The sequence below is a fragment of the Enterococcus sp. DIV0901a genome (genome assembly GCF_051711525.1).
GTDB lineage: Bacteria > Bacillota > Bacilli > Lactobacillales > Enterococcaceae > Enterococcus_B > Enterococcus_B faecium.
The window spans coordinates 1-14,508 of record NZ_JBIOMW010000004.1 but is presented as its reverse complement, the minus strand read 5'-3'; the positions used below and the strand labels follow the sequence as shown (position 1 = coordinate 14,508).

Genomic DNA, 14,508 nt, shown 5'->3' with positions numbered 1-14,508 from the left:
GATGGCTGTAGAAGTGGAGATTCTAACGACAAATATCTCTGTTTTTGAAAATCAACCGCCAATGACCTTATTTTCTTATGATGAGTTTCTTGAAATCACTGAAGCAATGAAAGCTGGAGAATACATTAAGTTTCAACTATTAATCGTTGAAGGAGAGCCGATTTATCAAGGAACCTATCATAAAAAGAAACATTTGCAGACTTTTGAAGAAGATTTAGAAGAAAAGTTAGAATTATTAGTTAAAAATAAAAGCATTACAGAATTAAAGAAAGACGAGATTTGGCAAGCTATACATGATGAGCCAATTTCTGAAGCTAATAATTCTAATTTCAAAAGTAATTCAAGTTCAAAAGTAATCAAGAGAAAGTATCCTAAGATTTCTTTCCCTAAGTTAAAGAAAGTAGAATTTCATTTAGAAAAAATGAGACCAATGCTGAAACGCATTGGTCTTATTTTTCTTTTCTTCTTTTTGGTTTTAGGTATAGGGATTGGAGTGAAAAAGACTTTTTTCAATACGGATAAAAGTAATCAAACCATTGTATCTGGCGATCATTTTAATAAAGAGACAGAAATTACATTGGATAACTATTTAGAAATTGCGGAAAAAGTTCCTTCACGTCAAGAAGAGATTGCGGATTTTTTAGCTCAAAATCATGCTTTCAAAAAGTTAGAAGAATATGAAGAAAAATATCCAACGGAAATAGGGGCATTTGAGTTGGCGTTTAATCATCAAGAATGGGAGAAAGTAGTAAAAGCAGATGTTTCTCATTTGACTGATGAACGAAAAATGATGTTAGCTATTGCATTTTTAGAACTGGGTAATAAAAAAGAAGCAGAGCTAATTAACAAACAGATTCAAAGTAAAACATTATCTAAAAAAATAGCGATTGCTTATTTACAAGATCAAGATATTAATGCAGCTAAAGAAATACAAAAACAATTAAGAGACAAAAATTTGGAGGAATTGATTGATACAGCAGCTATTTATAAAGAAATGGTTGACTATTATAAAGCAGAAAAAGACACGACTAATCAAGAAATTTGGGAACGTAAATTTAAAAATTTAGGTATAGAGGAAAGTGAAAGCTCATGAAGCGAAAAAAAGAAGTGAGTAAATCACAGAAAAAAAACTATCAAAAAGGAAAACAAAATCCACTACGCTTTTTATCAAATAAAAAATTGCTGATTAGTGGATCGATTATTGCTTATTTTTGTTTACTGATTTTAGAAGTGTGGCTTGTAGAAAATTTCTTTGCGCTAACCAGTCAATCCTTATGGGATTTTGAGGTACTTTCACTTTGGAAGATAAGAATTATTCACTCCATTTTTTCTAACCTTTTACTGTATATGATTTTATCTGTCATTAATATTGCTGTATTAGCCAAAGTGAGCTATCAGCTATATACGTCGTTTCGCCCATTAGAAGAAGATCTTGTTCAAGGCACAATGCAATTTGAAACAGTAGAAAATATGGACAAACAATACGAGCTTGTACCTGTTCATATGAACACTGACAAGGACGACTTTTTTGATGGTAAACCTGGTTATCCTGTGGGAAGGAAACCGCAAACAGAAGAAGATAGACGATTGAATCGCTTTTATTATTATGTAGACACTAGTGATTCGGACTCTATTACATTGGCAGGGACACGACAAGGGAAAGGAATTTATTTTGTTGATCCTTTCATTGATATCTTAACAAGAGCTAGACTGATTGCTAATCGTGCTTCTTTTGTAATGACAGCCACTAAAGGAGACGAACCCCGTAAATGGTACAAAACGCTAAAAAGACGTGGTTATCGTATAAGAGTGGCAAATACGGTCAATCAATTTTACTCTGATCCCATGCCAGTTTTAGGGGTCTTTAATCATTATTATAAGCATTATAAACGTCTAAGGGAAGAATCCATTCAAGAAAAAGAAAAAGGGCATGAAGATCAGGCACTGAATCTCTCTATTCAAGCAGAAAAGCAATTGGCAAATGCAGAAAAAATGATTAGTCAAATTGCTCATATGTATTTTAAAGAAGTAAATGAGGGAAAAGATGGTGGTTTTTGGACGAAAGCTTGTCGTAATTTATTTAAATCAGTAGGGATGGCATTAGCAGATCAAGAATACGATCGTGGGGAAACATTAAAAGTAAATCCTTATACGATTTATACAGTAGTAAATGAAATGCAAAAGAGACGTATTAAAGAAAAAAGTCATGATTTTTTGAAAAAATATGCGACTTCTGAGGAACATTTAGCGAAGCTTTTGGCTGACTATGATGGAAAAAGTGAGCTAGACGTATTCTTTGGAGAATTACCTAGAGAACACCCCGCAGCTCGTTTCTATGACGCAATCATGGCTTCTGCTCCTGCTCACGTCACATTAGGAAATATTATTACTCATTTTGACGGCGACTTAGAGCCTTTTATTATGTCTGCCAATGCGAAAATGACCGCTTTTGATGACGGATTTGATATGGAACTGATAGGATTTGACCGAGAACAGCCAACCGCAGTTTTCATTGTGATGAGTGACGCAGATTCTTCTAATAATGATTTAGGTGTGATGTATCTCGACCAAATTTATCAAGTATTACTGAATCGTTGTAATTTAGAAACTTCATCGCAATGTTATCGTGATGTTCACTTTATTTTAGAAGAAGGGGGAAACTTAGGTGTTCCGATTCGAGATTTATCAAGAAAATGGACGTCTGGATTAAGTCGACACTTGTTTTTACATTTGGTATTACAAGATTTACAACAATTATCCATGCTTTATAGTGAAGATACGAAAGATACGATTATTGGTAGTACAGGGATTCTGACCTATATTCGTACAGCTTCAGATAAAACCAATCAATATATTGCAGGACGTTTGGGTAAACGCTCGAATTATTCTAAAACAAGGCATAGAAGCCCTCTGTCTATTGAATCAACAGAAACAGAAAGTTCGGAAAGAATTGATTTGATGGCTTCTTTTGAATTAGAACGAACACAAATTGGAGAATCGATTATTTTGCGAGGAAACAAACATACTGATTTACAAGGAAAACCGATTTATCAGTATCCGATTTATAATACACGTCAGAATGATACTCATATGATTCCCTTTTATGAATTTCGGAAAATGGAAAAAGTATCATGGGATGAAATACCTGTCAATAATGAATTTATGGCAGTAGAGTTAAGGGATTTAGCTTGGTCATTAGAGCCTGAAGAAATTCAAGAATATCAGGCAGAGGAAGAAAAAATTATTCCTGATATTCCGGTTTATCAAAAACCAAAGAGAAGGGAGGAAACGCCAATGGCTATTCAATCAATTAAGGATTTAGGTACACAAGAACAAAAAGAATTAAATATGAAGGAAAAGAAGGCGAGAGCATTAGAAAAGATTTATCATGCAGAGATTCGTAAGCGAAGTATCTCTGAGGTTTTTTCAAAGGATCAGATTCGCAAGATTCGTCAATTAGTGAAAGGTTCTCTTTTTAATGTTCCAGAAGCATTTAATGAATTTAATCAAATCGTGGCAGAAGGAACATTAGATTCCTTATTTTCATTCTTAGTGTCTAACGGAGACGAAAAATTATTGAACTTGTGTATTCAACAATTTAAAGAATGGCAAGGTGGTCATTTATGAGCAATGAACAGCTATTAGATATTCTAACCAAGTTTAATGATTACCTCCATATTAGTGGGATGATTAGAGATATTGCACGCTCTTTTTTAGATTGGATTGTTTCTGTTTTACTTTGGGTAGTAGACCATATTAGTGGTATTTTGTATGAAACAACCAAATTCTTAGGTTTTTACAATACGGAATCTATGGGTGATAAAGGATTATTTGGTACATTGGGGAATTTCCAAAAATTTGGTTTAGGAATCAGCATATTATTAATTGGTGCTGTTTTATTTTTTGGGAAAACTTCCGAAACAAGAGAAGTACCTTTAAACTTCTTAATGATGTTAATTATCACGTTGATGTTACCAGGCATGATGAGAGATGGCATTAAGATTGTTAATTCTACAACAGATTCTTTAAAGGTAGAACAAGGAGAATTAGGATTTAAAACATTTAAAGACAATCTGACCGATGTCTATGTTTTAGCAGATAATGGATGGACAACCACTACTCCAGATCCCCCGAATTATTTAAAAGATCGAGATAATTTTGATATCAACGAAAAAGTATTAGAAGCTCCAGATGGAGATAATGGAGACCCCTTAAAAAATAAATTGGTTGATAAAAAAGGGGGCGAAGGAAAAGAAGTGGTTGAACTAGAAGATGGTGGTGGTGGGATTTTTGGTTGGATCACAAAAAAACTATTTGCAGAAACGTATTATCGATGGCGTGTCGATTGGGTAGCTACTATTGGTACGTTATTAGCATTAAGTTTTGCGATGATTATTTCCATTTTAAGAGCTTGTCGAGTCTCTATCGAAATGGCGTTTGATTATATTTGGGCAAATGTGATCGCCTTTTTTAGTATTCGAGACATTAAGAAATTAAAAATGGCATTGATGAGTCTCTTAGGAGGCTTTATTTTATTACTATCTATTTTTACGATGTATTACGTGTTTATCAACTGGAACACGTATATATTCCAACAACCAGATGTTTCTTATTTAACTAAGATTTTTGGATTGATTGCAGGTGCATGGTTTATTTATGATGGCCCAGCAATTATTCAAAAGACATTAGGAATTGATGCAGGATTATCAACTGCAGGTGCCTTTTTAATGACTGCAGGTGGTGCAAAAGCTATTAAAGGTTCAACTGATTTAGCGAAAGGAACAGTAGAAGGTGTAGCTAATAGTACTGTTCGTACTGCTGGATTCCTTTCAGGTCTATTTTCTGATGGAAAGAAAAATAGCGAAGATAACGGTGTGAACTCTGAAATGGAAGAGGAAAAAAATCATAAAGAAGAAAATGAGCAAGACCCAGAAACGAATCACGAAAATGATGAAAAACCAGAAAACGAATCAAACGAAACGACTGAAACAGAGGAAAATGAAATGGATACCCATGACTCGGTAAATGAAGAAGAATCTGAAGATAATGGCGATTCATTAGAAGATATACCAGATGAAAATACAGAAAATGAAAATGTATCAGAGGATGAGTCTTCAGTAAGTATCCAAGATAAAGAAACTGATGAAGATACTTTAAATGAAGAAGAGCCTAAAAACACCACAAATGATTTTTCTGAGTTTTCAGATACTGAAGAGACGGTTGATGAATCAAAAGATAAAAATGAGTCAGATAAAAACAATGGATTTACTTCTTCAACTAATCAAGAAGATGACGTTGAAAATGATAAAAACACTTCAAAAAACAACCAAAATAAAACAGAAAGTTCTGATTCAAATAAGAATAAAGCGAATGATTCGTCTCATTCTAACCAATCGGACTTTTCAAATTCAACGAAGAAAAATGAGTTTTCAGTTTCTGATTCACAAGATACAAATACGACGTCTCCAGAAACTCCTAATCCATTTAAGAAACGTATGAATCAAGTGATTCATCGTTCAAAATATGAAAATCAAGGGAAAAGCTATATTGGTCAACAGGTAGATAGATACAATAGAAATAAGGAGTTTGGTCAAGATGTACGTGACTGGTTAAAAGAAAGGAAAAATCAAGAAAATGACAATCATAATGAGTAAGAGAGAATCGTATGATATTCTCTCTTTTTTAATTTGAGGTGAAAGAATTTGCGACATGACATTCAAGAAGAAATTTTTACAAAAGCAAAATTTGTAGGGAAAATCTTAGCTCAAGATGCCGTTTGTATGTTTATTATTTTTCAGTTAGCAACTGGATTACAAGAAAGAACTTATCGACCACTAAGTACTTTCGCTTTTCTTTTTGTGAATTTGATGGGAATTTTTTGGCTATTTCCTAGTTTTGGAAATAAGCAATTGAAAAACTACCATCGTTTATATTTTATCCTAACAAATAATCGAGAAACCTATCATTCGATTGATCGGATTGATTTCAATGTGGAAGAACGAATTGATATGGTCATGGGAACGGAAGAAGAAGTAGCAAAAGAAGATTCAATGATTGAAGGAGAGGATTATTTGTGATTGATGCCGACAAATTACTTGCAGAGCCAGTACATGAACCAGAAACTAAAAATAAAAGAAAAGAGAAATCTAAAGTAAAAAAAATCAAAAATGAAAAAACGGTGTTGAAATTTTTGCCTTTTCGTAGATTAATCTCTGAAGAGTGTATTGCACTGGATAAGGGAGTAACGAATTTTTATCGAATCGAGGACGCTTCTGCTCGAAGAGGTAGTTTGCAACAACAGCAAGAAGCCCTAGATAGCTTTTTGCAATTTTTACGGTCGATTCATTCAGATATTAAGTTTATCTTTACGAGTTTTCCATTAGATATGTCTGAAAATATTGATTATGCGAAACGACGATTCAAAATGCGTGCAGTTCCCAAATCTGTTCAAAATGAACAGAAAAAGTCATTAGAGACCTTAGAATATTTAGATAATAATCGTTTGATTGATACGGTGTATCTTCAAGTTTTTGGGGAAGATGAAGAGTCTCTAGAAGAAGTTGACCAGGAGATAAGAACTGCTCAGAGTCAAAATTTTCGAGTATTACCAATGACGTTGGCACAGAAAATCAAGTTACTTTTCCGACGATATAATCCATTGTCACCATTACCTTTAGGTATTCCTTATCAACAAACTGATAAAACAGGACGAGATCCTGCAATTCAAAAAATTGTCGATAAAAAAGGGTATGATCCTATTTTTATCGGACAAATTCAACCATTAGGAGGGATTCGTCCATGTTCTTCTAAGGATTTGCAAATTTCAGACGGCTATATACGCACGTTAAATTTAACTGTTTATCGACCAAAAAATAATCCTAATTTTTGGGGAGAAAGAGTTTTTTTAATGAAGAATGTCACAACTACTGTGGATGTTCATACGATTGATATTTCTAATCCGATGGTAGAGCAAAATTTAAATCGTAGTTTGGGAGAGTATGAAGATCGTATAGAAAGTTCCAAAGATAAGATTTCTAGGAAGAAAGCAATCAAAGAATATCAAAAATTAAATGATACAGTCGAACATGTGCTTGATTCTACAGAATTGTTAAAGGAAATTCATGTTCGTTATATTCTTTGTGAGCCTACGATTGAGGAATTAGATGCTAGAGAACAAGAAGTACACCGTAAACTGAAAAAATCACAATTTCAAGCGTCTTGTTTTTTAGATGAACATGAACGTCAATTCAAAGCTACATTTGTCTCCCATAAACGAGGGCATGAGTTTGTAAGGCGAAAGGGGAAAGAAATCAAAGGAACAGCTCTAGCCGCAAGCTATGCATTCAACTATGCCAATCATATTGATCCGGATGGACTATATACAGGTTATCCCTTGTATGGGTCAGGAATTGTCGCATTTAATCGATTCCATAAAGATAATCTTAGAAAATCATATTCTACGATGATTATTGGAAGTCAAGGATTTGGGAAGACCACTGCCGACAAGAAGATGGCAAAACAAGCGATTGAAATGAATAACAATCATTTTGGTTTTTATATGTCTGATGAAACGAAACGATTAACAGAATATATGGGTGGTACATTTTTAGATGGAAGAAAGGCTGTGATGAATCCTTGTCAAATTTTTGCTTCAGAGGTAGATGCACAAACGAAAAGGACATTGGAAGAAGAGTCCTTTAAAACAAATTTAGTGAAAATGCGTTTAGTTTTTGGAATGGCGTCGAATTTACCAAATAATAGTGTCACTATGAGTAAGGCAAAACGATACTTCAATGAAGGATACCTTGAATATATTGATAAGAACCACTTAGATATTCAACGTATTACGCAATATGAACCGGAACAATATCCTATCTATGGTGATTTATTAACTTATATTAAAAAAAGATATAACGAAGAATCCGAACCGTTTGAAAAAAAAGAGCTTTATAAATTGATTGAAAGTATGGAATCGTTTATTTCTGACGCAGGAGATATTTTCAATCAAAAATCTGTTTTTGATTTTAAGGATAAACAGTTTGTTACGTTTGATATGGATAAATTAAACAAAAGTGATACTTCTACTTACAATGCACAATACTACAACTTATATACGGCGGCTTTCAGTGAAGCTGTACGTGTTGGGCAAAGGGAAAAATATTTATTTGACCGAAAACAAAAAAGAGTCGATGAACTCGTTTATACCAATATTACTTCTGATGAATTTCACAATCCGATTCGTACAGGGAACTTAGAGTTGATTAATCAATTAGATAAATATAGTCGAGAAGGACGTAAATTGTTGATAGGGCAGACTTATATCTTTCATGATATCTCAGACGCCTTTCCTGATTACTCACCTGATACAGGGCGTATGGGCGCTATATCAACAGTTGTTTCTAAACTCTTTAAATTATCGACTTATCGTTTTATTTTCAAACAAGATGAATCTTCACGTAACCTCTTAGAAAAGGTATTTGGTGCGCAATTAAGCAAATATGATATTGATGATATTGTGAAATTTGAAGAAAGGGATGTTCTTTTAAATATTAAGGGCGCACAAAATATCAAATTTCAATTCGATTTAACAGATATTGAAAAGAAATTATTCGATGGAGGATTATAATATGGCAACTCCAAAAATAAAATTAAAATCAAAGAAGATAAAAAAAGGGGTAAAAAAAGCGATTGATCTTGGAAAGCTGATTACTTGGGGAAGACCCGTTGAAAAAATGGAAAGAACACGAAGCAAAAAACTTTTCTTCGTTGTTCTTTTCATTTTTTTATTACGTTTAATTTTTTCAGCTTTTGCTTAAAAAGTGCTAAAGGAGTGAAAGAAAATGCCTTCAGCTATTGATGTATTTACGGAAAAACAAATTGCTTATGCTAGACGAACGAATATGTTTAAGTACATGTTAGCAAGGGGAGAAGATTTTGATGTGGTTAGTAGTAAATTTGTAGAACATACAGTACATGATAGTTTGCGTGCGAATATCAAAACGGGTGTAGTCAATTGGTATTCAAGAGGGCTTACTTCTTGGAACAATTCGATTGATTTTGCCATGCAATTTTTTAACGAACCCTATGAACAAGTCGTTCAATCCTTGTTAGATTTTCAAAAATATCAACGTGTGCAACAAAGATTTAATCAGAAATGGAACGAACAAGAGAAGACAATAGCTAAAAACAAAAAGCCTGATTTTTCACTTGAAAAGCTAACAGAAACAGGCAACTATGATACGAATCAGTTATCAGAAAAAGGGAGAAAATACTTAAAAAGTCGTTTTTTATCTGAAGAAATCATAAATATGTTAGCACAACGAAAGTTGATTTCTAGTGACAATCGAAACAATATTATTTTTCGATTTAGTGGCTTAGATTATGGAAATTTTGGTAAACCAGTAGGTGCAGATGTACAAGGAACGTATGAACGCCCGTTAGAAAAAAGAATTAACTATAACAATCCCTATAAATTAGAATTAGAAAGAAAATATTTTAAAGGTGTAGCTTTGAATAGCCAGGATAATTACGGTTTCTTATTTGGATGTGAGTGTTCCTATAAACAAGATGTCACGTTATATGTTACGGAAAGTCCCATTGAGTCGATGTCATTATATGAACTGACTAAAGACTCTTTACCAGATAATTCTTGGTTTTTATCTTTATCTGGATTGAAGGAAGAAACCATGTGGGCAACAGTCAATAAATTACAAGATTATCTACTTGCGCCAAGAGTTCAAGTTGTTTTAGCACTGAATAATGATACTCGTGGAAGAGAATGTATTGAAAAAATTCATCAAGATTATTTAAAGAAGAAAGAAGACTCTCAATTCGATGAAAGGGTTAAGTTAGCTTTATTCTTGCCTGATTTAGAAAATGGGGATTGGAATGAAATATTAGAGTTGAAAGAGACTGGTCAATTAGCTAGTCGGCAAGAAAAACTAAAAGAAAAACATTTGGCACAAGCGCTGTGGACGGAAAAGATCAGGCAACAAATGGAGGCTTCTGTATGATTCGTTCATGGAAGTGGAAAATTTTGGTCATTGTTTTAGTCGGGGGAGGAATAATAGGGATAACCGTTTCGACGATTGAATATATTCAACAATCAGTCATTGTTTTATTAGGTGGTTCTGAGACTCAGCAACAATCCGAAATAAGTACTAATTCAAACCTTTCAGAAGATGTTTTAGCACTAAAAAGTATTGTCGAAAAATATGCTAAAATAAATGGGATTCCTGATGAAGTCCCATTTATTTTGGCAATTATGATGGTCGAATCAGGCGGGAAAGGGTTAGACCCTATGCAAAGTTCAGAGAGTGCAGGTCTAGCACCAAATGCTTTTACAAGTCCAGAGCAATCCATCAAACAAGGGGTCGCTTATTATAAATCTTGTTTAGAATCAGCTCAGAATTTAAACGTTACAGATAAGAAAGCGGTCATTCAATCTTACAATTATGGTGCAGGTTTTTTATATTGGCTAAGTAAGAATAATAAGAGCTATTCTTTTGAAGCAGGAGCGGAATTTGCGTGTCAACAAGCAGGTGGTAAGAAAGTCGTTTATACGAACCCTATTGCAAGTTCTAGAGGAAATTGGCGCTATGCTTATGGAAATATGTTTTATGCTGATTTGGTTTATCAATATATCGAAAATACTGAAAGTAATCGTTCTGAAGGTGGTTCTTCTTCGTACATTTTGCCAGTAGATAATCCAGTTGTTTCAAGTCCATTTGGTTGGCGAGGTAGTCCACTCACAGGTGGTTCTGAATTTCACCGAGGTCTTGATTTTGCCAATGCAGCAGGTAGTTCTATTAAAGCAATTGCTTCTGGAACAGTGATCCGATCTGAGTATCATTATAGTTGGGGAAATCATATTGTTATTCAACATGATGATGGAAAAGTGAGTCTCTATGCACATCAATCAGTATTGATTGCGAAAGCTGGTCAGAAAGTGAAACAAGGAGAAGTCATTGGAAAAATAGGAAGTACTGGTGACTCCACAGGGCCGCACTTACACTTAGAAATTGCTAAGTCAACGGATTTATCGCGAGGAAATCTAATCGACCCTAAAGGAGTTTTAGGAATACAATAAGGAGTGATTGAATTGAATCTAGGAAAGAAAATATTGTTAGTTAGTATTAGTTTTCTGGTTGGGATAGTAGCAACTATTTATTTGATTAATCCTTTTATTCAAAAGAAAGAAACTGCTAGTCAAGACCAACAAATTGAAACGTTGAAAGAGGAAATAAAAACGAAAGAATCAACAGCTCAAATCAAAGAAGAAGCAGAAAAAAATAGCTATGAAGGATTGCCAAATGATACACGAACGGCAAGAGAATTAGAAGCTATTCAGGCAGTTGCGTCTGATTTTTTAACACTGTATTATCAAACAACAACAGAAAATGTCGATAAAAATTTAGCTGAACTCAAAAAGTTAACTATTGATAATAACAGTGAAAAATATCGTCCAGGATGGTTGACACAACATGCTTCAAATGTGCTTGTACAAGAAGTTGTATCAGAAAAATATTACACTGATTTACATGCAGTAAATGGGAAAGCAAGCGTTATGGCATTTCTGAGTTTACAGGCAAAAATAGGGGATGGCGACGTTTTTCCTGAACAATTTTTGAACCGAGTGGAGTTGAAAAAAGACGAAAACAATGTTTGGAAAGTAACAGGATTTAAGTGGACAGCAACTAGTGATGATTACATTAATGTGGAGGATTTCTACTCTTAAAAAGATACAAAAAAAGAATAAGAGGGGGATACTTTGGATAAAATTTTAGAACTAAAAGAAAAGATATTCGATTATCGTGAACAAGTCCAATCGAAAAGCAGAAGTAAATCAAAATTCAGTAAAAAAGTCGAGAAAATTTCTTCTCGGCTTTATATTTTTCTCTTTATTTTAACGATTGTGGGTTATTTCTTTTTCTTCTTTTCAAGAGATATTTTTGTCGATGATAGTCCAATTATTGACAGTGGGACTGGCACAATGAGTACACAAAAAATTGGCGAAATTAATGTACAAGTTTTATCGAGAAAAGTGAATCCTTCGAGTCATTATGGGGAGTTTCTTTTTGAAGTTGAAGGAGATCAATTAAATACGAATCGAGAATTTCAAGCGGTTGTTTCGGAAGAAAAAAACAAGACACAATTGAAGTCGCATTTGATGAAAATTTACGATAATTATTATGTTTTACAGGTTGAAAACATTCCGGTAGATTGGAAAAAATTAGTCGTTGATTTTGGTTATGTAGAGACCGATTTAGCTGATTTTGATTTAGAAAATTCGACTAAGCAGGAGGAAAAAACACTCCAAACAACTTTTAATTTTGATTATCGAAAAGTAAAAGAAACAAACGATTTGGAGAAAAAATCAAAACAAGAATATGTGATTGAAATGACTCAAGAACAGATTGAACAGACTTTAAAAACTAGAAATGAAGCGGATAAAACAATCGAAGAATTAACAGAAGAAATGAAAAAAATTGACCAAAAAATAGAAGAAAATCGTGAAGAACTTGAGTACAAAACTGGTGAAGAAAAAGAAGAATATGAGCGAGCGAATCAACGACTAGAGTCTCAAAAACAGAAGTACGAAGATAAAATAAAAGAATTAAATGAGACCAAAAAATCGTTAGAAGAAAAACGCCAAAAACTGATTGAAAAGAACCGAGAAGCACAGAGTGAAAAAACAAATTAATCCCTTTTTAGATTGGGGCGAAAACAGGGCGACAGTCGGGGCGAAGATAGGGCGAATAAGGATGAATTTGGGGCGACAGTCGGGGCGAAACTAGGGCGAAAAGGGGCGAATTTGGGGTGACAAACTGTAATTTTGGGACCCATGGGAAAGCCTTGCACTGCAAGGCGGGACACCTTGTGTGTCCCCCATTTCCCCTTATGCTCATACAACAAACAGGAACGTTTAAGTGAGTGCTAAGAACTGACTCAATAAAAAGAGAAATAAAATAACAAAAGTGTAAATAGAGCGGATGTGACGATGTGACTAAAAGAGACATGAAAATACGTGACGTAGAGATAGAAATACAGAAAAAGTTAGTAGAAGTTGCGAAGAGAAAAGGGTACAGTAGTCGGGACGAAATGTTGCGAGAAATTTTAGAAAAAGTAGCTTATGAAGAGTACCAAATGGAGACGGAAATACGGTACAAAAATTTGATTAGTGAACAGACAAAATTTCTCAAAGGACTGCAAGAACAACTGTTGATTCAGCAGAAAGATTTTATGTACAGTTTGGCGCAACAATTTTCCGATTATGAGATTTCAAAACTAGAAAATTACTTTATTGTTCCAGACGATTCATGAGATCGTTTGGAACAAAATTTTATGGGAAATCTTTTGACTGTTTGGTGAGAAAAATAAAGTTAAACTGGAAGATCAATTGTCAAAAATAAGGTGAGAATCTATAGCTCTAAAACAAATGTCAAGCATATAATGAATCACTCAGAAATGGAAACTTGTTTAAAATTTTAAATGTATGTTATAATCATTGTGCAAACACAAAATTTATTGAATACCAAGAAAAGAGCCTTAGCAGTGGCACCTGCGTAAGGTTCTTTTATGTTCTAAACTTGCTTTGATTTTGAAGTGTATGCTATAATTATTATGCAAACATATAAAACATTTAACACCAAAAAAGAGCCCTAGCAGTTGCACCTGCATAAGGCTCTTTTCTTTATTCTCTATGTTAATTTAGAGAACAGGCTAGCTGTCTTTCGTGAATTTAGAATCTAGCCATTTGTTAATGAGGTGTGATACCACATTAACCATAATTCTAAAACAAACGTCAAGCATATAAAACATTTAACACCCTCCTTTCTGGCTGAAGATTTCAACCAAATAGGAAGACAGCAATTTAATTATAGCATATGACTTTTCCAAAATTTTATTTTCTCCAAGTCAAAAGATTTCTTTCTAATTTCAAAAAGTTAGAAGGGAATTTTTTATTTATGGCAAAACGCAAAAAGAATTATTATGTTTCAGAAGAAACGATCCAAAAAATAAAAGGTTACTCCGATTCAATGAATAAAAATGAAGGAGATGTACTCGACTTTCTTATCGCTTTTTATGAGCGTCATGCGGAAGAAAAGAGAGAGACTCAAGATGAGATTTTACACCAACTAAAAAAATTATATGCTAGTCAAAAGCGTATTGAAGAAGATGCTAACTTGACGTTAAGGCTGACAGATAATTGGTTACTTTCCGAAAATCTACCAGGTTATCGTGAAGAAGAATCGGTGACATTAATGGAAGCGAGGAAAGCCTATAAACGTGAGAAGAAAGGATTGGTTACAACTGCCAATCATAAGGCAAAATATTATCTTAGGAGAGACTAATGACTAAGAAAACTGCAGGTATTATTATGACCGTTGCGTTTACTCTTCCTAGTAGTAAAGCATATGCTGAATTTCTCTCATATATGGATCGAAGTGAAGCGGTTCGTAACGAAAATTTTCAAAAATACAATCTATATTCTGATCAGAATCGAGC

Annotated in this window: 12 protein-coding genes; all 12 read left to right on the top strand. The window is 33.8% G+C overall.

The genetic code is table 11. The features are described 5' to 3' along the window. The first annotated feature begins 1 nt into the window (after window position 1). The 12 genes from IGL70_RS14165 to IGL70_RS14110 all read left to right on the top strand — a co-directional run bounded on the left by IGL70_RS14165 (window position 2) and on the right by IGL70_RS14110 (window position 14,354). The gene (locus IGL70_RS14165; RefSeq protein WP_104889504.1) at window positions 2-1,093 is read left to right on the top strand and encodes a hypothetical protein; all 1,092 of its coding nucleotides are present in this window, start codon (window positions 2-4) and stop codon (window positions 1,091-1,093) included. Then, a complete protein-coding gene (locus IGL70_RS14160; RefSeq protein ID WP_104889503.1) occupies window positions 1,090-3,627 on the top strand; it encodes a type IV secretory system conjugative DNA transfer family protein in 2,538 nt (845 codons plus the stop codon). Before IGL70_RS14165 ends, IGL70_RS14160 begins: the two co-directional genes overlap by 4 nt. Beyond that, window positions 3,624-5,654, top strand: a complete 2,031-nt coding sequence (locus tag IGL70_RS14155) for a pLS20_p028 family conjugation system transmembrane protein (RefSeq protein WP_104889502.1) — start codon at window positions 3,624-3,626, stop codon at window positions 5,652-5,654. Before IGL70_RS14160 ends, IGL70_RS14155 begins: the two co-directional genes overlap by 4 nt. 48 nt (window positions 5,655-5,702) lie before the next feature. Beyond that, window positions 5,703-6,077, top strand: coding sequence for a DUF5592 family protein (locus IGL70_RS14150; RefSeq protein ID WP_081123648.1), 375 nt, complete (start codon window positions 5,703-5,705; stop codon window positions 6,075-6,077). Next, window positions 6,074-8,626 carry a trse protein gene (locus IGL70_RS14145; protein ID WP_104889501.1) on the top strand — a complete coding sequence of 851 codons (2,553 nt, stop codon included), beginning with the start codon at window positions 6,074-6,076 and terminating at the stop codon, window positions 8,624-8,626. Before IGL70_RS14150 ends, IGL70_RS14145 begins: the two co-directional genes overlap by 4 nt. 1 nt (window position 8,627) lies before the next feature. Further along, window positions 8,628-8,816, top strand: coding sequence for a hypothetical protein (locus tag IGL70_RS14140; RefSeq protein WP_086325187.1), 189 nt, complete (start codon window positions 8,628-8,630; stop codon window positions 8,814-8,816). A gap of 24 nt (window positions 8,817-8,840) precedes the next feature. Further along, entirely contained in the window at window positions 8,841-10,013 is a 1,173-nt protein-coding gene (locus IGL70_RS14135) for a DUF3991 domain-containing protein (RefSeq protein WP_104889500.1), read from the top strand. Then, window positions 10,010-11,089 (top strand): lysozyme family protein, encoded by a 1,080-nt coding sequence (locus IGL70_RS14130; protein WP_104889499.1) that lies wholly within the window; start codon window positions 10,010-10,012, stop codon window positions 11,087-11,089. The genes IGL70_RS14135 and IGL70_RS14130 overlap by 4 nt, the downstream gene beginning before the upstream one ends. A 12-nt stretch (window positions 11,090-11,101) precedes the next feature. Beyond that, entirely contained in the window at window positions 11,102-11,737 is a 636-nt protein-coding gene (locus IGL70_RS14125) for a hypothetical protein (protein ID WP_104889498.1), read from the top strand. Window positions 11,738-11,770: 33 nt separating this feature from the next. Further along, window positions 11,771-12,703, top strand: coding sequence for a hypothetical protein (locus IGL70_RS14120; RefSeq protein WP_081123653.1), 933 nt, complete (start codon window positions 11,771-11,773; stop codon window positions 12,701-12,703). A gap of 299 nt (window positions 12,704-13,002) precedes the next feature. Then, entirely contained in the window at window positions 13,003-13,323 is a 321-nt protein-coding gene (locus tag IGL70_RS14115; RefSeq protein WP_205224430.1) for a hypothetical protein, read from the top strand. Between the two features lie 644 nt (window positions 13,324-13,967). Next, complete coding sequence (locus IGL70_RS14110; protein WP_129160175.1) at window positions 13,968-14,354, top strand: hypothetical protein; 387 nt, start codon at window positions 13,968-13,970, stop codon at window positions 14,352-14,354. Window positions 14,355-14,508: the final 154 nt, after the last annotated feature.